Below are 20,140 nucleotides of genomic sequence, written 5' to 3' on the forward strand. Positions count from 1 at the left end.
CGCTTCTCAGCAGCCGCGTTTAATACTAGAGTCGCAAACGCTGCGGAGACAGGGGCTGCCGCTGCCGATTGACAGGAAGCCCGCATTGGAAGCACAGGCGCATGGTTTACTTCCCGCTCTTACGCCACCTGGCGATTCAAAAGTACGGTCTCTATCCTGGCCGGAATCGTGACGGCGACTTCCAACTGGAATTTGCCTCCGGTTTGACGTTGATCCTCGGCGCCAATGGCTTGGGCAAAACCACATTGATGACGATGATCTATCGTCTGATCGCTGGTACCCATGACCTGACCTTGCCCGATGAGATTGGTTCTTCCAGCCTGGACGACCATGAGCTCAACCGTACCGCCAAGCGACAGTTCGCCGATCGCGTAAACGACGGGGCGCACGAAGCCCGTGCCACGCTCACCTTCTCGGTCGGCGAAGTCGGCTTTCTGGTCGAGCGCGAACTTACGGAGCTCGCGATCGTTCGCTTCGAGGTCGACGGCGCACCTGGCCGGCCCGAAGAGGATGCGTATCAAGAGGCCATCCTCCAGGCATCCGGCTTGGGGAACTACGCAGACTGGCTGCTGGTGCTGCGCACGCTGGTGTTCTTCTTCGAGGATCGCCGCGCATTGGTCTGGGATCCGGGCGCACAACGACAGCTACTCCGCTGCTTGTTTCTTTCACCCGCGAAGGCCGGTGAGTGGACGCGCCAGGAGCGCGACATTCTCAGTCTGGACTCGCGCATGCGAAACCTTCAGGCCGCACTGCGGCGCGAGCAGAAGGAACGCATGAAGGCCGTGCAAAAAGTACAGGGCGCCTCCGCCATTAAAGCGGCGCTCACTGCGGCCGAACAGAGCTTGGAGCAGCTGAACAAGCGTCACGACGACCTGATCGCACTGGTCGAGGAAGGCGACGACGCACGGCAGAAGGCACGCCTCAATGCGCTTCGCGCACAGAACGAATACGACCAGGCGCTTCGCGAGCTGGAGCGAGCGCGCCTCCTTGCCGTAGAAGCACACCTGCCGAAGGCCGAGGAGTCGATGCAATTCATCTTCGCGCGCCTGTTGTCGGATGAAACCTGCCTGGCGTGCGCAACGAAAGGACTCACTGCGAAGCGCACGGAACTTGAGGCGCTTCTTGGCCAGCAACAATGCCTCGTCTGCCAATCCCCTCTCCCCAAACATACGGACGTTGTCGACATCGGCGACAAGCGAATCCTGGAGCTACAGGGCAAGGTTGAAACCACCAAGATTGGTGCAATCGAACAAGCCCGGCTGCGCGATGAGGCCAATACCAAGTTTCACGCCAACAGCGAAGAGTTGAGCGTATGCACCATTGAACGAAACGATGTGCAAGATCACATCAAGAACCTGGTCAGCCAATTACCGCCGGATGAGCACAAGATCAACGAACAGCAGAACAAGCTCGCTGGTCTCGAGGAGCTCGTCACGCAGCTGCGTGCCGATTTGCAGGTAGAGCGCGGGAAGTTCGCCGCCTCCCTTGCGGACTATCGCAGCGAGATTCAGGGCTATGCCGATGCCATCAAGAAACATTTTGAACGTGTTTCCAACGGGTTCCTCTTCGAAGAGAGCGGCCTGAGCTGGAACCCTGCCAGCCGTACGATCGGCCAGGCGGGCGGCATGGAGCCGGTCGAGTACCCAGCGTTTGCGGTGGAGTTGTCCGGCAGTGACTTTGTCGGCTTGCAGCGGCGCGCCTCCCCTAACCAGGTATCGGAGAGCCAGCGCGAATTCATCGATCTCGCCTTTCGCATGGCGCTCATCGAGGTTGCCTCGCCGGATCACGCATCCACCCTGGCGGTCGATGCCCCGGAATCATCCTTGGACGCGGTGTTCGTAGACAAAGCTGCCCAGGTTCTCAGCCAATTCGCCAATGGCCAGACCGGAAGTCGGTTGATCATCACTTCGAACCTGGGTGCCGGCGCGCTCGTTCCGCAACTGCTGCTCGCCTCCGCCAAACCAGAAACGCCAGTCATGGCACCGGTGGTCGACCTGTTTGAAGCAGGCGTTCCGACCCGCGCCATGCTCGAATCGAAGGACGCGTACGACCGTTACTGGAACGAGCTCCGCGACAAGGTCGAGCACCAGGAAGTGCACGATGACTGATGTGCCCTTCCCGAACGCAACGTCCCAGACCGTTCGCGTGCTGTCGTTGCTTGACTCGCTGGCCTCTGCGGGCTTGGCGCCCTCATCGACACGCGCACTGCACGAGCTGGCCTATTTGGCGAATGTCCTCGCTCCGGTGTTCGATCTCCCACCGCTCGATGCCACGCTACTGAAGCGCAAGGCCGGCCCGTATTACCCGGAACTGCAGCGGACGATCGATCGGCTGGTCGGCCGAGGTCTGGTGGAAGCGATTGACTTCCGCTACGAGCTGGAGGAGGTCGAACATCGCTATCGCATTAGCGCCTCCTACCGACTGCGCCGGACCGAGGTGCGCGAGGCGCTGCGCCGCTATCGCGAACTGTATGTCATCGAGGCTCAGTTTCTCGATGAATTGGCCGCGGCGTACAGCGCCTTGTCGGATGCCGAGCAAGGGCATGTTGCCACCGGTGACGCCCAATACGCCGATGTTTCCGTTGACGTCAACAACGTGATCGACTTCGGTCAATGGGTGAGTGCCGAGAAGAACTTCTCGTGCAACGCGGCCATGACATTCGCGCCCGGCCAGAGTCTTCCGCCGGCGGAACGCCTTCATTTGTACCTGGACCATTTGCAGCAGCGGGTGGCCCATGGCTGATCATGATCTGGGCGCCTGGGGCAACCAGCGCAACACGCTGGAGCAGGCCGCACTGACGGGCCGAGGCAGCGACGCGGATGCGCCGGACAGCGTTCGCTTCGGCCGCGCCGTTGCACAGCTGGTTGCGCTCCGCGAAGCGCAGAACGACGCTGAGTTTGACCAGCCAGCCGCGTTCGTTTTCGCGCCCGGCGAATGGCAGGAGCAATACCTTCCTAAGGCAGCCATTCGCCAACCCCTCCTCAATACCGGACATCACACGCTGACCGGGCGCGTACATTTCGTCAACAAAGTGGCTAACGGTCATTCGCTGCCCTACGTCGGCGCGGACGCCGAGTTGTTCGACACGATCAAGAACGCCAACGCCGACACCCTGCCAACCCTGATCTATTCCCCCAAAAAGGGATTCTCCACACTGAGCTGGTATCCAGCAGGCATCGCCGATGAGGAGAACACCGAGATCTGGCATGTTGCGGACGATATTGTGACTCCCGAAAAGATTACGGAGGCCATCGACCGCGCCTACAAGGGCGAGCTCATCACACCGGATCAGTCGGCCACGCTGCCGCTGTGGGTGGACGCCAAGAAGGGGTGGGCGCAGGAAAACGCCGAAGCGCGCGTCCAGCACTCGCTGCGCATGACACTGATCGGCGCCTTCAGGCTATGCACAATTCGTAGCGAGCAACCTGGAAAGGATGGGCGTACCGATATCGAGATCGTTGCCGACCAGGGGCGCCCTGCCAATAAGGTCGTGCACCATGCGGTCCTTGAGTTGAAAGTCCTTCGCGAGAAGGGTTCAACCGGCGGCACCTACAGTGAAAAGGACATCAAGGAGCACATTCGTAGCGGCTTGCAGCAAGCGCACACCTACGGCGAACATCGCAATTTCCTCGAACGGATGCTCTGCTGCTTCGATATGCGCGCCGACGATGTGGGCGAAGAGAATGTCTTCGCCGAACTCAAAGACGATGCCGCCAAACTAGGCGTCCTATTGCGCCACTGGTATCTTTATCGCTCATCCGACCATCGACGCGATTGCGAAGTTGGCAAAACGCTAGCGTCGTGAGAACACGATGAGATCTTCGCTCAGCATATGGCGGCCACTTTGCTGTGGTGATACGCGCATCGACCGAAACGGCGCGATACGCTCCACACTCAAGCCCGCGCTCGGGGCCAGCGCCGCCAAGATCTTGGCCACCTTGACGTGCACATTGGCGTACTGACTATCCCCGACGACAAACCAGGCCTGCCCGCGCTTCGGCAGGAGTCGTGCGCTCGCCTGCAATAGCTTCTGCAAGTCAGAGAAATAGGCCCCCACCATCGCCGGGATCCGGGGGTCCCATAGTTCGTCCGCGACCTTGTTTAACGCCCGCATGGTTTTATCGAGCATGGGGGTGCGTGGAGCCGCGTCAAACGTCCGCGAAATTTGCACGTGGGAGCTCAACGTCGCACGCCGCAACGTCGCGTTGCTTTCTGACGAGGTCAGATACCCCAGCATCCACAACTCCATGTTGTAGACGTCCGTGTAGTCGAATGAGTTCGGATACGGCGGTGAGCACACGATCTGGTCGACCGGTTGAAGACCTGCGAAGAGCGCACGACTATCCCCGTGCAGCACCGTGGAGGTTTTCACAGGTCGCGTTGCGCAAGCCGTAATCTCGACAATCGCCGCAGCGACGGCATTGGCAAACGTCGGAATGACGCACGTCGGATCAACGCGACGTTCCTGCCAGTTCTCCCGGTAACGGCGCCCTTTTCCACTCACAACCGCGTTGCTGAAGCCGGTAATGAGGCCGCCGAGCAACACGCGGAACAGCCGGACCGTTGTGGGATCAACCTCTTCTTCGATCGCGGCTCGCAATCGAAAAATCTCTACAGCGACCGGCAGATCGAACAGCCACCGATCCTTGACGCCCGGCTCGACAAACGTCTTGGGCAGCATGCGCGCGAACTGGGCGCCGCGCGCGCGGGAGGCGCCGGCCTTGCGAGTCACACGTCCCAGCGCCGTCAGCAACGGTGCAACTCGATAGCTGGCCAACTTGGCTGCAATGAGATCAGCCAGGAATGGATTGACCTCAATGGTCGACGGCTCCACGCCCAAAAACTGGCAGGCCAGCGCGCTCGTTCCCGACCCGCCAAAGGGATCCGCCAGGCGCCTGACAGGGATTGGCGACGTGCGCACCGCCTCGGCGATCAATTCGGGAGAAAACGCTTCCTTGAACCGATGCCAGCGCTGAAACGGCAGCGCGTCTGCGCCTTGGTTCGTGGATAGCTGATTCGCCACCCGCCCACCGATCCATTCATCAAAGGACCCTCCCCTTACATCCGTGAGGATTTCCCGCGACGCAACCCGGCGAAAACCCAGAGAAGCTCGCTCAGCAACGGCAGTCGTCATGTGGAACGTCACTCCGGCGAGTTAACGGGGGATGGTATACGGAACCAATCCGTGTGATTATTTTAATAATAGAACAAACAACGCGCAAGTATGGACCTACTTTCGACATGGCTGGCAAGCACTCCCCGGGCGGCGCATACGCAGCGCGCGTATCGCACCGAAGTCGGTCGTCTGATGTCCTACATCGACGGGCGTCATGTTGTTCTCGGCGAACTGGGACCCGACCAACTGAGTCGCTTCTGGAAGCAGCTGGTCACCGGTCGACGGCATCAAGTGGACAGTGCGCCGTCGCAGGGTTCTCTCCAGCAGTCGCGTCGAATCGTTTCCGCGTTTCTCCGCTGGTGCGTTACTCAGAGGCACGCGTCAGTTGAGCTCCTGGCTGAGCTTGATCGTTGGTCTCTCCCTCGCCCCAAGAAAGCCTCACGCGCTACTCGACCGCGTCATGCTCAGGCACCCATTGGCGGCCTGGTCCACATCCAAAACCTCGATGCCGCAGCCGCGGCGTTGAGCTTTTGGACGGGCGCCACCCCCGGGGAGCTCGCCTCGCTGGAAGTGACGGCGTTCGATTGGAACCAGAGTCTGATAACCATCCAACGCCGTGACTCCCGCTCAACCGTCGTGCTGCCTGAGGCACTAACCGCTGATCTCCGTGCAATTGTCACCGACGGCCGAACCTTTCTCTTCAATCCGGAACACGCGCCATCAGCTGCATCGGTGGCGCAGCGAATCTCCCGATGGGCTGCGCGTCAGCACACCTCAAGTACTTCAGCAAGGCGACTTCGGGCGCGCTTTCTCGACTTGGCTAAAGACGCGGGCTGGAGTTCGGATGAAATCCGCGGACAACTCCGTCGTCTCGATCTGCCCCTGGCCACACCACAGCCACCGACGCTCGATCGCTTGGCTGCCATCGAAAACTTATCCGGCCCAACGCGATCAGCTCGCCCAAGGACCGGCTAAGTTGCCCCGACAGGGAGTCGTACTTCGCCTCAGGTGGCGTGTATGGCAGCCGCAACGTGCATCGTGACTTGACCGAGGCCGGCGAACACATCACTCGCAAGCGCGTGGAGCGTCTGATGCGAAAACACGGCCTTCGTTCCGTGCGCTCACCGCCTCGTCGTCGTTACAAGGGCGGCAAGCCGGCAGTCGTCGCACCCAATCGACTGCAACGCCAGTTCAACGTCGAGCACCCTGATCGGGCATGGGTCACTGACATCACGTACCTGCGCACGGCCGAAGGTTGGCTGTATCTGGCCGTGGTCATCGACTTGTATTCGCGCGCAGTCATCGGTTGGTCGATGAAATCGAGCCTGGCGCGCGAGTTGGCCATGGATGCGTTGTTGATGGCGATTTGGCGGCGACGTCCCGTTTCGGCATACGCCAGGTGGCCGCTGGAGGCGCATTGCTTGCCACAGCGGCCACCCTACCGTTCCTGTACATGGCGGCCCGAGGCCTTGATCTGTTCGTCCTGGCGCCCGCGCTCTTCTTTCGGGGCGTGGGACAAGGAGTCCTGTCACGACCATTCCTGGATGCCGTCGCTTGTGGCCACCTCGTCCGATCCCAAACGACCTCGATGCCATTGCTCTTGCCCGACTTATTTCGTTAGCGGACGCACCGTCGACACCAGTCCATCGCGGACTTCCACGTGCCACCCCGGGCAGCTCACGGGGCTGAGATCGCAGCGGAAGTCGAGCGCGATGCTGATGAGTCGCTTATCGCGGTCCCGGCGAAAGTCGGCTTCGTTCTCTCGAATGCCAAAGGATGCATAGACCATACATTCCGGATCACCGACACGTAGCATTTGCGCATCGACCCTTGCCGCCTGTTCCGGCGTAAGCACGCCCTGCGCAACAAGACGTGGAAAGTTGGACGGTGTGGAATGGTTCAAGCCGATCCACACCACACCGCATTGCTTCTGCACGCGGCTTGACTGCACGACACTCCAACCATCGGGATATCGCAGGCGCTGGTGACTAGTTCGTTGCGTCCAGGTCAAACGCGCCGCCCCTTAAGCCCTCGCACATGCCGCCGATAACAATCGAAAACCGCACAACAACTTTCTAGCCAGTAAGTTGCGGGGACTCGTTACCGGAGCGAAGAATGGATTACTTCATTGCAACGCTGGCCCTCTGCGCGGCCGCCGTAGCGTGGTTTGGTGACATACCGAAGAAAGAGGACGCAACCAAGCGTGCAACCTATGCCAAGCACGCGACAGCGATCCTCGCCCTCGTTGCATGCGGCGCACAGTGCGTGCAGATCTACAAGAACGAGACGACGAAAGAAATCGCTCGAAAAGCGCTCAAACAGGGAGAAGCACGTGCCGTCTACTTTTTCCTGCGGCCCATCGCCCTCTTTCATGGCGACTATCTCGGCGGCATCTATATCAAGAATGTCGACCTAAACAAGGTCATGGCACCCAATGTGCTGGACGCCCTCCAAGACCTCTGCTTCTCCGATAAGCCCAAGAACGTCAAAAGCTTTCCCTCGGAAACCTGGGGAGAGGAATTTGCAGACGGTATCCAGTCTGGTATCAGCGAACTCAATGAAACGCGTTCACTTTACCAGGCATACATGACGCCGACCGAGCTTCAGACCTTTCGAGATATCGCCCATGATCGTGTGGTCGAAGAGCTTCTTGCCCACATTGACTATTCAAAGGAAAAGGAAAGCATACTTTTTGGGAATGGCTCGTGCGCTGGCATGAGACCGATCGACAACTTCAAGCGATACATCCAACACATCATCGAACTTCAACAAGTGATCGCTCGCGATGGCACCTAGGGTCGAAGAGCGGCTCAATACCTCCGACCCTTGCACTGGATGCGCCACCGAATGACACAACTCACCCCATCGAACGCAACCTCCACTACGACTTCCGCAGTCCCATCACCACCGTCGAATACGCAGGCGCCACCCGGCACTTCCCCGCAAACACCATGGAAACGATCGGACAGGATTTCCATGTATGCGCTTATCGCGGCGGCCCTCGGGCTTGTCGTGGCCATCGCAAGCGTTGTCGAAACACATATCGCAGGAGAGACGAGCGAAAAAGCACTCGCCCTCGCGAAGGCCGCTGATGACAGAAGCAAAAATACCGACGAAGCACTGTTCCACGCCACGGTACTGCTGATCAAAGAGCGTCTAAACGAGATAGTCGATTCGACCAAAGACGCCGACTGGCAATTGGAGAATATCGGTTTGCGATCGCCCGACGCACTCATGATTCAGCCGAACAAGCGCGACCTTGCCTTCATTCAACATCTCGGCGGTCACGTCGCATCAGCCGACCTATCCAATGATCAGATCGCTTATCTAGCGAAAGGGCCTGCGGACATCGCCGCCACCGTGGCGCAATGCATTCAAACGCGAAATGAGTTGGTCGCGGACCTCAACGGGTACAAGGATGTGACTCCTGAGCACATGACTGCCGAACAACAGGTGACGTTCCCCATCTTGCCGAACCGAATTAGGCGTGTCAGCGACGCCTGCATGTCAGCGACGGGCAAACTATCAACACTTGTTCCGATCCAATTCAAAGAGCATGTCATTCGAGGCACAGTGGGAGAGCTGGATGATGCACAGGCTGAGGCGATAGAGAAACGGCGCAAAGCAATCGCGCCGAAGGCTACAAAGCCGTAGGTTTGGGCATAGCACCACCCCGCGGCCAAGTCGCCATTTTCGACCTGCGAGGCACATCCCACCGAGTGTCCGCCTAAAGGAGCAAAGAACCTTGTCAGACCCCATTGTCAATGTTGATAGCACCCCTGATCCGGTGGATACGCACCGCGTCTGCTTTGATTGCTGTGTAGCTCCCCTCTTGAAGCAAGTAGTTGTCCGCGAGGGACAGCCTGCAACGTGTAGCCTATGTGGTGCTTCCAACGCGCCGTGTGTAGACACTGGGAACCACGAATTCTTGCTCGCCATAAAGGCGCTGATCCGATACCACTTTGGTGAATGGGAGTACCACAGCAAGTTGGGCGATGGCAGCATTGAGGAGCTTTTCTTTCGTGATCCGAATCCTTTCCTGAAGATCAATCCACAGCAGAGCGCCATCGATCGCGAGGACATCGTGATGTCCTGCGTCTACGACATAGTTAACCGGGCGCCCCAAATCTCGATCATTACAGCGTTCGGCCGGGACATTTATAACTATGCGCCCATGACGCCAGTCGCGTCTGCGGGCAGCGCCATACTGTTTGAGGCGAGAAAGGCGCTTAAGGAGCGAAATCATTTTCTGGTCGAAGCGGAATACATTGACCAGCTGCGCCCTATCGTTCCCTATATCACCGAGACGCTACGAGCGGGTACGCGTTGGCACCGGGCGCGACAAGGAATCAAGAAGCGATCCGCCTCGATCACCCATGCTGGGGCACCGCTCGATTACGCGTATCAACCCCACGATAAAGTTGATATCGGTGCGCCGCCTATAGTCATAGCCTCCGCTGGCCGTGCGAATCGCCCGGGAGTGTCCTATCTATATCTCGCCTCAGACTTAGCCACTGCCGCTGCGGAGATTCGCCCCCATCCGGGTGAACTGGTGTCTGTGGGAAATTTTGAACTGGTGCGTGATCTGCGCGTCGCGGACATCCGCGCTCATGATCTGACCAAGCTTTGGCGGAGCGATGGGGAGCTGGAGTTGCTTGAATTGATCGCCACCATAGAGGACGTCTTTTCTACCGCAGCCCCACCCAGCAATCGCAGCACCTATACCGTGACACAGTTTTTGGCGGAGATTCTTCGCCAGCTTGGATTCGATGGCATCGTTTTCCGAAGCACGGTCGGTGACGGCTACAACCTGGTGATATTCGATCCATCGGCGGCCGACTGGGTGGAAGGATCAAGCAAAGTGATCGACGTAAAGCGTGTCACCTATGAAACGGTAGATCGCCCCCTCTTCGACCCGATGGCCCACTACGACTTCACCTTTGAGCACTGACCGACGTCGCCCCGCTTGGTTAAGCCTTTAGCTGCGCAATCGTTGGGTGCGCGGTGGAATTCCGGCACAACCTAGACAGCATCCAACCACTGACGAATGTGTCAATGGAGGCGTTCCAAATAGGTCAGTAAAGCTGTCACTGACCAGCGGCACAGCCCCTAACGATGGCACTGATTCGCGTACCTAGCGCGCCTCGCTGAGCGAAATGCAAATGCAATCAACTATTTTCATTTGGTGACAGACTTAAGTTACTTCGACAGTATTTGTCGACAGTCCCTAACCTTGGCACTGAAGCCTATAACACTGGCACTGGCCCTTAACGCTGGCACCGCCTGCCCCAAATATGAGGTTCCCCCCGATAACTAGGCCTAATCACCCTGCCCTACGGCACCCAGAAGCGACCAGCGCCTGGCACAGCCGATGTCACTTTGGGTCGGGACGTTACCTCTTTGCTTCTGCCCAATAAATGGCCCGGGCGAGACTCTCAGCACCGTAGCTTTCTGACTGGGTGGCCAGCTCATTGAGCCGCACCTTGACCGCCTCTTTGCCAAACGTCCGCACGCATGCCGAGCGCAAGGGCGGGATGATCGTGCTGGGTTTCCATGGCGTGGGTGGTGACTATCTCGCCGTGTCCGCGCAGGACCATGCCCAGTTGCTGGCCTATCTCAAAGCTCATTCCGACACGATCTGGGTGGCGCCGTTCTCGACCGTGCTCGATTACGCCACCGGGCATCCGGGGCATTAACAGCCTACGCGAACGGCGCCTCCTATGCGGGGACGCCATAACTCATGGGCTCGCCCCGCCATCGGGTTTGCTGCAGAAACTGCTCCCAGGTCAGGGCATGAGGATTGATCCTTCGGCTCCAGGCCAGGTCGCGACCTGGGGCGTAGTAGCCGTACTCGACGGCGTACTCCACCATGCCTACCGTTTCGTCCACGAGCCAAGGGTTGCTGCCGAACGCAGGGAAGTGCCGCAGCAGCTCATCCCGGGTATAGGCGGAGGCGTAATGCGCCGCCTGCCCGGAGACGCGAACGAAGGTATCCACGAGCTGTCGTGCCGTCAGGATCTCGCCGATCACCGGCAGGACTGCGCCGGCGTACTGCTCCGGATGATCGAATATCTCCAGCACGGCGGGCCCGGTCGCGGTAAGCGGGTCGACGAACGGCATGGGCGTGTCGGGCGGAAGATAGATCGCGAAGTCCAGACTACCGTCGCCGCGGCGCGCGGGAACGTAATACTCCAGGAAGTTGCTGTAGAAGAACGCCAGGTAGATGAAAGAGCTGCGCAGCGGCAGCGAGCGGATGTATTCCTCCACCAGTGCCTTCTCGGTGAAGTGCGGCGCCCATTTGGCGCCCGCGGTCCGCGCATGGACGTTTTCCAGGCCGCTCCATACGACGTGCCTGACGCCCGCGGCGTTGGCGGCATCGGCCAGCTCTCGTCCCAGCGCCAGTTCGGGCTGGCCCGGCGGTGGTACCGGCATGGTCGGCGGGGTCACCAGAAAGGCGCCGTGGGAGCCTTGCATGGCGGCGGTGAGTTCCGCTCGTCGACCAAGCTCCAGTGGCGCCACCACGACCTCGGCGCCGCGCTCGGCGAGTTGGCGCATCGGCGCGCTGTCGGTGCGCCGGGTCAGTGCGCGTACGCGGTAGCGGCCGCTGTCCAATAGGGCCGCGGCGACGCTGCGCCCTTGTTTGCTGGCCGCACCAGCGACAGTGATGAGGGGTTTCTGCGAGGCGAGTGACATGGCGTTTTCCCGGAGTGAACAAGGGACTCATGGTGCGAATGAGTGCTTATTCTCGGGTCTTGCTTGCCATTCGTGAAATTACATCTTTGTTGGCCTAGTATCCATTGCATGAATACCAAGCGCCTGGATCTCAATCTGCTGGTCACACTGGAGGCCCTGCTGGTGGAGCAGAACGTGACCAGGGCGGCGAGCCGCCTGCACCTGAGTCAGCCGGCGGTGAGCGCGCAGCTCGGTCGCCTGCGCGATATGTTCGACGATCCGCTGCTGGTCCCGGCCCAACGAGGCATGACGCCAACGGCCAAGGCGCTGGAGCTGCTCGAGCCACTGCGTCAGGCCTTGGATCAGGTGCGCGTCACGGTGGCTCAGCACGGCAACTTCGATCCCGCGCGGGCGCGCCTGACGGTGAACATCGCGTGCACCGACTATCTTCAGGCGGCGCTGGCGCAGCCGCTGATCCTGGAGCTGCGCCACCGCGCACCCGGTGTGCGGGTGGCGTTGCGGAGTCTGGACGTACTGCAACTGGAGACGCAGCTCGCGCGGGGCGAGGTCGACCTTGCGCTGACGACACCTGGCGCTGCGGCACCCGGTCTGCGCGCACGGCATCTATTCGATGAGCGCTATGTATTGATCGGCCGGCAGGGGCATCCCCAATTGCGCAGAAACATCACCGTCGAGAAGTTCGCGCAACTGGAGCACGTCGTCGTATCGCTGCACGGCGGCGGGTTCGTCACTCCGGTGGACCATGCGCTGGCTGCACTGGGCCACAAGCGCCGCGTAGTGCTCTCAGCGGCATCGTTTCTGTTTCTTCCGCAGATCGTGGCGCAGTCGGATTTCGTGGCGCTGGTGCCGCAGCAGTTGGTGCGCGATCGCGCCGGTGAGCTGAAGATCGTCGAATGCCCATTTCCCGTGCCGGGCTTTGAGGTGGGCATGGTGTGGCACGAACGCAATCACGGTCACCAGGGCCAGCGCTGGGTGCGCGAGGCGCTGGTCGAGCTCGTGGCCAGCAGGCATGGCAGGAAGGGCACAGCCGTCAGACGCCGCCTCTAGACGTCAATCGGTAATTTCGCCTCATTCGGGTAACGAGTCGCCCCTATTGCCTGGAATAAAAAGCCACGCGGCGCCAGCACCAGCAGACCAAGCGGCACATTGACCAGGAAGGCCCATGTCCAGGCGGAATGATCGACGAGAAAGGCCCCGATCACAGGGCCGACAGCGGCGGTGATGCCGGTAAAGCCTGACCAGGTGCCGATGGCACCGCCGCGCGCCGCTGCCGGATAGGTGGCGCTGATCAAGGCGAGAGCGCCTAGGCGACGGGCTTTCGCACTTGCCGTCGACGCGGGCGGTGAATGACCGTGCCGCGCCAGGTCAGCTGGACGCCGCGGGACAGCTCATCCAACTCCGCACCCAGTAGAAGCGCGCGGCCCAGCGGATGCGTCGCGCGACCCCACGATCACTTGGACGCTTCAATGAAGACCAACCAGAACACCCATATCGCTATCGGTGCAACAAGTCCGGCAGACAGGAGGTAGGAGGTGATGTCAGTCCATGTCGCCGGGGTGATCATGCTGTCTCCACCGACGTAACGGCGCGCTCGCTCGGCTCGTGAGGCACGCCACCGAAGGCCAAGCGATCATAGAGCTCCCGAAGTTCGGCTTCCTCCGCGTCCGGGCGAACCTCGATGCTCGGGAAAGTGACGCGCAGGAAACGGCGACGCTTGTCCGCAAGCGACAGGCCCGCATACGGTGGATTGCCAATCTACATAAAGCGGCCTAGATCCAGACAATGGGTAAAGCGAGCCCCAGTCATATCGCGCTTTCACGTCTTTACCGTCGGTGCACATCCATCATTCCTTCCTTGAGGGGAGGAGGCCACTCGTGCCCGGTAGCAAGGAGGCAGAGCCCATCCACTGTGCCGGATATCGGCCGGTTACGTTGTCTCTAGGCCGGAAATCGCCCATAACGATGACTCTGAAGCACCTTACCAAGCCTTGAGAACATTGAAATCCCTAGGTACATGAATAGCTTTTACTCAGTGACAGAGTTAAAGAACTACGACAATTGTCGAGAGCCCTTAACCTTGGCACTGGCCAGCGCGAATACGAGGCTACCCGCGATAACACGGGCCAATCGCCCTACCCTTTGTTCGCCTGCGGCCGGCGTCCCCTTGGTCTAGGTTTGTATTGGAATGAAGGTCGACTGCATCCCAACGTTGCCGTCCCACCTTGCTCCTTGCGCAGACAACCGATGATCTGCTTTTCGGAAAAGCGCTTCTTTACGTCCAATCCGCGTCAGAGGAGGCAGGACCCCAAATAGCAGTGCTACTCAAAAGTGGAGCGTCACCCAGATCTACTGGCATACCTTAGAGTGGCTGGCGGCAGCGACCAAACGGGGATATCAGAAATCTTATCGCCCTGATTCGCGCAAGACCTGCTGGTCCATGGCCTACCCAAGTAATGACCTTGTCGAATACCTCGAGAGGAGATTTCCATGCAGATCGACCTTAAGAACAGGACCGCCATCGTTACGGGCTCGACAGCCGGTATCGGTCTCGCCATCGCGAATGGCCTTGCTGCCGCAGGCGCTAGAGTGATTGTCACCGGCCGCACCCAACAGCGCGTGGATGGTGCGATCGCCACCATCACCAAGGACGTTCCCCAGGCCAAGGTGTCGGGTATTGCCGGCGACCTGGGGACAAGCAAGGGTGCACAGGAGCTGATCGAAGCTGTACCGGCGACGGACATACTGGTCAACAATCTGGGTATTTTCGAACCGAAGGCTTTCTTTGATATTCCCGATGAAGATTGGCTTCGATTCTTTGAAGTGAACGTTCTGAGTGGCATTCGTCTTGCCAGGCATTACGCACCAGGAATGGCCAAACGTGGCTGGGGCCGCATTCAGTTTGTCTCAAGCGAATCAGGTGTGCAGATCCCCGCAGAAATGGTTCATTACGGAACCACGAAGACCGCGCAGCTCGCCGTGTCGCGCGGTCTCGCCGAATCGCTGGCCGGAACAGGCGTCACTGTCAATGCCATCTTGCCGGGCCCCACACGATCCGAGGGTGTCGGCGACTTCTTTGGAAAAATCGCCGCGGAGAAAGGCATTTCGCAGGCCGAGGTCGAGCGTGACTTCATTGCCACTCACCGTCCTACGTCCTTGATTCAGCGCCTGGCGACGGTGGATGAAGTCGCCAATCTGAGCGTCTATCTGGCCTCGGATCAGGCCTCAGCCACCACCGGCGCAGCTGTTCGCGTGGACGGCGGCGTGGTGCGATCCATTGTCTGAACAAGCACCGAGGTGCCCATCGTTATCGGAATCGAGTTGCGGAAAATCATGCCCTTGATCGATTCGGTTGGTTCAAGAGCGGGCAGCCAACCCTGCGCCTGCGCGTGAGACGTGCGTCAGCACGTCAATCAACGAACGCGTCGCCGCCGACAGGCGCCGATGCGGCGCATAAACAACGGAAAAAGGTCGAGTGCAGCCGCGCAGTCGCGGCAGCACGTCGACCAGTGCTCCAGTGCGGATCCGCTCCGCGGCGATGAAGTCGTAGGTCTGCGCTATCCCCATGCCGGCGGTGGCAAGGGAGGCCGTGCCCAGCACGTCGTCCGAAATCTGGAAGCGACCCGGCGGCATCCATTCGACATCCCTGCCCTCGTCTTGCAGCGACCAGGTCGCGATGCGTCCCGTGCTCGGCATGACAAACGACAGGCAATCGTGGGTCTGCAGTTCCGCCAAGGATGATGGCGTGCCCCTGCGCGCGATGTACGCCGGCGAAGCCACGAGACAGAGCGCAGCGTCTTCCAGCTTGCGCACGACCAGGCCGCTGTCGGGGAACTGGCCCATACGGATGGCCAGGTCGAATCCTTCCGCCACGAGGTCGACGTTGCGGTTGGCAATGTTCACTTCCACCTGCACCTGCGGGTGCAGCTCGGCGAAGTGGGCCAGCAAGGGCGGCAGGCGGTAGTGGCCGTAGCTGGTGGGGGCGCTGATGCGCACCTGGCCGGTGAGCTGGCTGCCGGCGCCCTGCACGTCCCGTTCGGCGTCGCCCAGCAGGGCGAATGCCGCGTGTACTTGCTCCAGGTATTGCCGTCCGGCTTCCGTCAGGCTCAGGCGGCGCGTCGTCCGGCGTAGCAGCTGGCTGCCCAGGCGCACTTCCAGACGGGCCACCGCCCTGCTCAACACGGACGCTGTCGTGGAGAGCGCCACCGCGCCGGCCGTGAACGAGCCGTGGTCGGCTACGGCGATGAAGGCTTCCACATCATCCAGGTAGTCGAATCGACGCCCCATCTTGTCTCCCTGGGAACTAATGATTGTCCGTCGAGCTGGTTTATCGCCGCCATGGCGGTCAATAGAGTGCTCCCCGTTCCCTTCAGGAGTCCAGCGATGAAACGACTGCTAGCCCCCTTCTTCCTGCTTGCCGCGAGCGCGCTCGCCTTTGCCGGCAACCCTCAGATCCAAGGAGCCCATCCCATGAAAGCATCCAGCCACGTCAAGCCAGTCCTGTTCGTCGTCACCAGCCACGGCAGCAAAGGCAACACCGGCCAGCCGACCGGCTACTACCTGGGCGAAGTGACCCACCCGCTCGCCGAGCTGGAGGACGCGGGCATTCCGGTCGAATTTGCCTCCATCCAAGGCGGCGAGCCGCCGGTCGACGGCCTGGAGCTTGATGATCCGGCCAATGCCCGCTTCTGGAACGACGGGTCATTCCGCGAGTCCATGAAGCACACACTCAAGCTCGGCCAGGTCGACCCCTCGCGGTATTCGGCCATCTATTTCGCCGGCGGCCACGGCGCGATGTGGGACTTCCCCACCAGCCCGGACGTGGCGCGCGTCACCCGGGCCATCTATGAGCAAGGCAGCATCGTGGCCGCCGTATGCCACGGACCTGCGGCATTGGCCAACGTCAAGCTCTCCGATGGCAATTACCTTGTCGCTGGCAAGCGCGTCAGCGCGTTTACCAACGAAGAGGAGAATGCGGTTGGCATGTCCGACGTCGTGCCCTTCCTGCTCGCCGACAAGCTGAAGGAGGACGGCGCGCTGCACGAAGCGGCGCCGATGTGGACCAGCAAGGTCATCATGGACGGTCGCCTGATCACTGGGCAGAACCCGCAGTCGGCTTCGGGCGTGGGCGCGGCGATCCGCGACGCGCTTCTGAAGTAAGCACCACGCTGCCCGCGCCGCCCAGGTGCGCCCACACTTAGTGGGTGCACTTGGGCGTGAGGCAAGCGATGGGGCGGGCCAAAACCGGGCAACTGCGGTCTCCGGGTGCCCGCGTGATCGATACGGTTTTACTTGGGCGCCCCGCCCGGCGCCGGCACGAGTACGTCGTCTTCTTTGCTCCATGCCGGCGTCGTGATCGCGTAGAACTTCAGCGTCTCGCCCTTGCTGGCCCGGATGGAGCGCACGACCGCGTGTGGAAACCTGGCCAAGGTCCCGCCACATTGCCACCCCATCAGGCGCTGGATAAACCGCTCAGGTCACGCTTCCTTTGCCATAGATATAGAAGTCGGCGAGTGAGCCTGTATCGTTGTCACCGGCGTAGGGATAGCGATTGGGGATATGCCGCAGCAACCGCCAGCCCGGCGCGTTGGCACGCACCCATCGGCTGAACTGGTGGTGGCGCACGTGCGCGCTCTGCGGGCTTGATTCGTCGACGTCGGACGAATAGATCACGACGTAATCCCGCGCGGCGGCGAACAAGGTCTGCATGTAGGTCTCGTACACCTCGTTCTCGGTGAGGTGGTAGATCACGTCCAGTGAAAGCGCGAGCTGGGCGGTCTGCCCGCTGTAATCGTGCACCAGCATGAACGACTTGCCGGGATCGCCGGCGAAGCGACGGGCGCAAGCCGCAATCGCGTGCGGGCTGACATCGAGGCCGAGATAGGACGGATACCGGGCAAGCGTCAATTGGTTGCCGTCGCCGCAGCCGAACTCGATCACGTCTCGTATGTCGTGGCTGGCGACGAACTCGTTCAGCACCTCGGCCTTGAATTCCGCGAGACGGTTATAGGAACCCGCGCCGGAATTGCCGCCGTCGCGATATCGCGTGATCCAGTAGTCCTCGGAACCATGGAACGGCTTGGCCGGGTGTATCCAACGCAGGTAGACACTGCGTGCAACGGGACCGATGACCGGGATCCGCTTGATCAAACCTTTCATGACAGCGCTCCTATCACGCGAAGATCCGTTATGGCGCCTAGGTGGCCCCCACCCCACGCGTCGACACTGGTGTTGGTTTTATCCCCTCGACGAAGTGGCAATCGATTGGTGCATCGATGCCATCGGAACGATTGAGGCGGACCAAGAGTAGTGGCTGGCTGATCGGAAAAGTCCCACGTGCCCGTTGTGCCGATTCGCCGATTCAGTGTCGATACGGTTTCTCGTTCAGGTCATTGAGGAAGCTGTCGCGTCGCTTTGTCGATGAATGATCGTCCCGCAGGAAGTGAGATCACTGCACTTGATGAGGCGCAAGTGCGCATGACACAGGCTGGAACGGCATGATCTGCGGGGTCCCGAGTGTGATCGGGACCCTGCAGCCGCATCCGCTGACTGATGCCGCGAAAAGCGTGCTACTCGAGAAACACCTCGACACGCCGGTTGGGCGCAAGGCAGGCAATCAGCGCTTCGCGCTGCCCGTCGCGGCAATCCTTCACCGGATCGGCCTCGCCGTAGCCTCTCGCGGTGATGAGACTTCCCGTTGTACCGCGAGCCACCAGGTAATCCTTTACCGCCTGCGCGCGACGGTCGGAAAGTTGCTGGTTGTATGTGTGACTGCCCAGCCGGTCTGTATAACCGGCAATGCGAACCTTGCGGGATACCTCGCCCTGCCCTTTCAGTTCATCAGCCAATGCATCGAGCGCCTGCCTCCCGCCTGCCGAAAGGTCTGCGCTGTCGAACGCAAACAATGCATCGCCTGAAAAAACGCGGCGACTGGATGTGGCCAAGGCAGGTGTGGATGCGACCGGTTCCTTCAACACATCGGCGCACGATTCGGGCTTCCAATAGAAGCTGCGCGCCAACTGGCCCTGGTCGAACAGCACTTTGTACTGGCAGACAGTCACTTCATCGCCGCCTGGCTTGTGGAAATTGAACACGTAGTTCCACTCGCGCACGCCCCATAGGCCTTCGCTGAAGTGCGGATAGCCAATCAAGTCGGAGACCTGTGGCTTGTTGAGGCCCGCGCGCATCTGGCGCAGGTTGGCCAGGTTCGGGAACGTACCGCCCTTGTGCATGGGCGTAGCGCTGTCGGGCGTCGGCCACACCAGTTCGCCAGCCGAGTGCCCGTCCCTTGCTACGTCGCGGCTGACGTTGCCGCAGGCGGCGAGTACGAATGCGGCGGAGACCGCCACGCTGATATGCTTCCAAGTCTTGCGCATGTGATGACTCCTTGATGCTTTCGGGAGACGGGCCGGCGCAACGCGCCGTGGCCGCGTCATTACCAGACCATGCCCGCACCGATACCCGCGCCGGCATCGCCGCGCGAGTTCGTGGTGGCGTTGAGCTTGAACACGTAGCGGCCGCTTTCGGTGATGGCCGATACGCCCACAGCCACACCTGTCTCGCCATGGAACGTGCCCAGCGCCACGCCCGCCGAGTTCTGGTTCGGTTGATACGCCTGCGGCAGGCTCGCCAGCGCCATGGCCGAAGCAATGCCCGCATTGGCGCGGTTGCCGATCTGGTTGAGGTCGTGGTCCACGCTCTGGAAACGCTGGTCGACGTAATCCTTCGACCAGTTCTTCGCTTGTTCCAGCGCGTCGCTCAGCTGGCCGACGTTCACCGCGTCGGTCGTGTTCACGCCGTTGGCGACATTGGTGACGGTGCGCTCGTGTCCTGTCGAACCTACCGAAACCGAGTTGTTGCTGGATGCCACCGAGCCCGAGCCAATCGCGACGCTGTTGTCGCCGCTGGCTGTCGAACCCGCACCCACAGCCGTACTGTTGTTGCCAGACGCCGTTGAGCCAGCGCCGGCCGCCGTCGAGTTGCCGCCAGTGGCCGAAGACGTGGAGTTGTTGTCGCCACTGGTCTGATACGTAGTGATGGTGGTGCCGCCCACGCCGCCACCAGGCAGGTTGCGGATCGTATTGGACAGGTTGATCACCTGCGAACCCAACTGCTCCAGCGTCTGGTTGGTGGCATACAGCTGTGAACCGTTGATGGCGTCCGTGCTGCTTCCGCCGATGCGCCCTGCCGCGACATTGGTAAGCGTGCGCTCCGCACCCACCGCGCCTACGCTCACGGTGGAACCCGGCGCGGTACCCGCGAAGTTGTAAGTGACGCCGTTGAGCGTAGTGCCCGTGGTCGCGACTGCCGCGTCCGTCACCGATCCCGCACCCAA

The 20,140-nt window shown here is 60.7% G+C and carries 20 protein-coding genes; 11 read left to right on the forward strand and 9 right to left on the reverse strand.

What is annotated here, in order from left to right; translation table 11 throughout:
- Nucleotides 1-101: 101 nt before the first annotated feature.
- From JMF82_RS03755 to JMF82_RS03765, 3 genes are read left to right on the forward strand one after another with little or no spacing between them, the layout of a single operon-like run.
- Nucleotides 102-2,108, forward strand: a complete 2,007-nt coding sequence (locus JMF82_RS03755; protein ID WP_201313201.1) for an AAA family ATPase — start codon at nt 102-104, stop codon at nt 2,106-2,108.
- Complete coding sequence (locus tag JMF82_RS03760; protein ID WP_201313202.1) at nt 2,101-2,742, forward strand: hypothetical protein; 642 nt, start codon at nt 2,101-2,103, stop codon at nt 2,740-2,742. Before JMF82_RS03755 ends, JMF82_RS03760 begins: the two co-directional genes overlap by 8 nt.
- The gene (locus JMF82_RS03765; protein WP_201313203.1) at nt 2,735-3,805 is read left to right on the forward strand and encodes a hypothetical protein; all 1,071 of its coding nucleotides are present in this window, start codon (nt 2,735-2,737) and stop codon (nt 3,803-3,805) included. Before JMF82_RS03760 ends, JMF82_RS03765 begins: the two co-directional genes overlap by 8 nt.
- On the opposite strand, the gene JMF82_RS03770 is transcribed toward JMF82_RS03765, so the two are convergent.
- Nucleotides 3,794-5,134, reverse strand: a complete 1,341-nt coding sequence (locus JMF82_RS03770; protein WP_236585283.1) for a hypothetical protein — start codon at nt 5,132-5,134, stop codon at nt 3,794-3,796. The genes JMF82_RS03765 and JMF82_RS03770 overlap by 12 nt on opposite strands.
- 174 nt (nt 5,135-5,308) lie before the next feature.
- Here JMF82_RS03770 and JMF82_RS03775 point away from each other — a divergent pair, with 174 nt between their 5' ends.
- Nucleotides 5,309-6,091 (forward strand): hypothetical protein, encoded by a 783-nt coding sequence (locus JMF82_RS03775; protein WP_201313204.1) that lies wholly within the window; start codon nt 5,309-5,311, stop codon nt 6,089-6,091.
- A gap of 634 nt (nt 6,092-6,725) precedes the next feature.
- Here JMF82_RS03775 and JMF82_RS21910 read toward each other — a convergent pair.
- Complete coding sequence (locus tag JMF82_RS21910; RefSeq protein WP_236585284.1) at nt 6,726-7,052, reverse strand: hypothetical protein; 327 nt, start codon at nt 7,050-7,052, stop codon at nt 6,726-6,728.
- A gap of 179 nt (nt 7,053-7,231) precedes the next feature.
- On the opposite strand from JMF82_RS21910, the gene JMF82_RS03785 reads away from it, so the two are divergent.
- The 4 genes from JMF82_RS03785 (at nt 7,232) to JMF82_RS03800 (ending at nt 10,812) form a co-directional block, all read left to right on the forward strand.
- Nucleotides 7,232-7,912, forward strand: coding sequence for a hypothetical protein (locus JMF82_RS03785; protein WP_201313206.1), 681 nt, complete (start codon nt 7,232-7,234; stop codon nt 7,910-7,912).
- Nucleotides 7,913-8,092: 180 nt separating this feature from the next.
- Entirely contained in the window at nt 8,093-8,770 is a 678-nt protein-coding gene (locus tag JMF82_RS03790) for a hypothetical protein (protein WP_201313207.1), read from the forward strand.
- A gap of 274 nt (nt 8,771-9,044) precedes the next feature.
- Nucleotides 9,045-10,067: an RES family NAD+ phosphorylase gene (locus JMF82_RS03795; protein ID WP_201313208.1), complete on the forward strand. Its 1,023-nt coding sequence runs from the start codon at nt 9,045-9,047 to the stop codon at nt 10,065-10,067.
- A gap of 532 nt (nt 10,068-10,599) precedes the next feature.
- Nucleotides 10,600-10,812, forward strand: coding sequence for a hypothetical protein (locus JMF82_RS03800; protein WP_201313209.1), 213 nt, complete (start codon nt 10,600-10,602; stop codon nt 10,810-10,812).
- A 22-nt stretch (nt 10,813-10,834) separates the two neighbouring features.
- Here JMF82_RS03800 and JMF82_RS03805 read toward each other — a convergent pair whose 3' ends face one another.
- Nucleotides 10,835-11,809, reverse strand: coding sequence for an NmrA/HSCARG family protein (locus tag JMF82_RS03805; protein WP_201313210.1), 975 nt, complete (start codon nt 11,807-11,809; stop codon nt 10,835-10,837).
- Between the two features lie 108 nt (nt 11,810-11,917).
- On the opposite strand from JMF82_RS03805, the gene JMF82_RS03810 reads away from it, so the two are divergent.
- Entirely contained in the window at nt 11,918-12,856 is a 939-nt protein-coding gene (locus JMF82_RS03810) for a LysR family transcriptional regulator (RefSeq protein WP_201313211.1), read from the forward strand.
- Here the strand turns inward: JMF82_RS03810 and JMF82_RS03815 are convergent.
- Entirely contained in the window at nt 12,853-13,101 is a 249-nt protein-coding gene (locus JMF82_RS03815) for an MFS transporter (RefSeq protein ID WP_201313212.1), read from the reverse strand. The genes JMF82_RS03810 and JMF82_RS03815 overlap by 4 nt on opposite strands.
- Before the next feature lie 1,194 nt (nt 13,102-14,295).
- On the opposite strand from JMF82_RS03815, the gene JMF82_RS03820 reads away from it, so the two are divergent.
- On the forward strand, nt 14,296-15,090 hold the full coding sequence (locus JMF82_RS03820) for an SDR family oxidoreductase (RefSeq protein ID WP_201313213.1): 795 nt from the start codon (nt 14,296-14,298) through the stop codon (nt 15,088-15,090).
- Nucleotides 15,091-15,162: 72 nt separating this feature from the next.
- Here the strand turns inward: JMF82_RS03820 and JMF82_RS03825 are convergent, their stop codons facing one another.
- On the reverse strand, nt 15,163-16,092 hold the full coding sequence (locus JMF82_RS03825) for a LysR family transcriptional regulator (RefSeq protein ID WP_201313214.1): 930 nt from the start codon (nt 16,090-16,092) through the stop codon (nt 15,163-15,165).
- 183 nt (nt 16,093-16,275) lie between these two features.
- Here JMF82_RS03825 and JMF82_RS03830 point away from each other — a divergent pair, with 183 nt between their 5' ends.
- On the forward strand, nt 16,276-16,965 hold the full coding sequence (locus JMF82_RS03830) for a type 1 glutamine amidotransferase domain-containing protein (protein ID WP_201313215.1): 690 nt from the start codon (nt 16,276-16,278) through the stop codon (nt 16,963-16,965).
- A 128-nt stretch (nt 16,966-17,093) separates the two neighbouring features.
- On the opposite strand, the gene JMF82_RS03835 is transcribed toward JMF82_RS03830, so the two are convergent.
- The 4 genes from JMF82_RS03835 to JMF82_RS03850 all read right to left on the reverse strand — a co-directional run.
- Nucleotides 17,094-17,234: a hypothetical protein gene (locus JMF82_RS03835; RefSeq protein ID WP_201313216.1), complete on the reverse strand. Its 141-nt coding sequence runs from the start codon at nt 17,232-17,234 to the stop codon at nt 17,094-17,096.
- Between the two features lie 43 nt (nt 17,235-17,277).
- Nucleotides 17,278-17,964: a class I SAM-dependent methyltransferase gene (locus tag JMF82_RS03840; protein ID WP_201313217.1), complete on the reverse strand. Its 687-nt coding sequence runs from the start codon at nt 17,962-17,964 to the stop codon at nt 17,278-17,280.
- Between the two features lie 410 nt (nt 17,965-18,374).
- A complete protein-coding gene (locus JMF82_RS03845) occupies nt 18,375-19,181 on the reverse strand; it encodes an OmpA family protein (RefSeq protein WP_201313218.1) in 807 nt (268 codons plus the stop codon).
- Nucleotides 19,182-19,240: 59 nt separating this feature from the next.
- Nucleotides 19,241-20,140 (reverse strand): YadA-like family protein (locus tag JMF82_RS03850; protein WP_201313219.1); only part of this gene is annotated, 900 nt, incomplete at its 5' end.

The organism is Dyella sp. EPa41 (assembly GCF_016586165.1).
Taxonomy (GTDB): domain Bacteria; phylum Pseudomonadota; class Gammaproteobacteria; order Xanthomonadales; family Rhodanobacteraceae; genus Dyella.

Excerpts from the sequence above, each read along its gene's own strand:
- JMF82_RS03755 (WP_201313201.1), top strand. The coding sequence starts at position 102 with ATGGTTTACTTCCCGCTCTTACGCCACCTGGCGATTCAAAAGTACGGT.
- JMF82_RS03760 (WP_201313202.1), top strand. The coding sequence starts at position 2,101 with ATGACTGATGTGCCCTTCCCGAACGCAACGTCCCAGACCGTTCGCGTG.
- JMF82_RS03765 (WP_201313203.1), top strand. The coding sequence starts at position 2,735 with ATGGCTGATCATGATCTGGGCGCCTGGGGCAACCAGCGCAACACGCTG.
- JMF82_RS03770 (WP_236585283.1), bottom strand. The coding sequence starts at position 5,134 with ATGACGACTGCCGTTGCTGAGCGAGCTTCTCTGGGTTTTCGCCGGGTT.
- JMF82_RS03775 (WP_201313204.1), top strand. The coding sequence starts at position 5,309 with ATGTCCTACATCGACGGGCGTCATGTTGTTCTCGGCGAACTGGGACCC.
- JMF82_RS03785 (WP_201313206.1), top strand. The coding sequence starts at position 7,232 with ATGGATTACTTCATTGCAACGCTGGCCCTCTGCGCGGCCGCCGTAGCG.
- JMF82_RS03790 (WP_201313207.1), top strand. The coding sequence starts at position 8,093 with ATGTATGCGCTTATCGCGGCGGCCCTCGGGCTTGTCGTGGCCATCGCA.
- JMF82_RS03805 (WP_201313210.1), bottom strand. The coding sequence starts at position 11,809 with ATGTCACTCGCCTCGCAGAAACCCCTCATCACTGTCGCTGGTGCGGCC.
- JMF82_RS03810 (WP_201313211.1), top strand. The coding sequence starts at position 11,918 with ATGAATACCAAGCGCCTGGATCTCAATCTGCTGGTCACACTGGAGGCC.
- JMF82_RS03820 (WP_201313213.1), top strand. The coding sequence starts at position 14,296 with ATGCAGATCGACCTTAAGAACAGGACCGCCATCGTTACGGGCTCGACA.
- JMF82_RS03825 (WP_201313214.1), bottom strand. The coding sequence starts at position 16,092 with ATGGGGCGTCGATTCGACTACCTGGATGATGTGGAAGCCTTCATCGCC.
- JMF82_RS03830 (WP_201313215.1), top strand. The coding sequence starts at position 16,276 with ATGAAAGCATCCAGCCACGTCAAGCCAGTCCTGTTCGTCGTCACCAGC.
- JMF82_RS03840 (WP_201313217.1), bottom strand. The coding sequence starts at position 17,964 with ATGAAAGGTTTGATCAAGCGGATCCCGGTCATCGGTCCCGTTGCACGC.
- JMF82_RS03845 (WP_201313218.1), bottom strand. The coding sequence starts at position 19,181 with ATGCGCAAGACTTGGAAGCATATCAGCGTGGCGGTCTCCGCCGCATTC.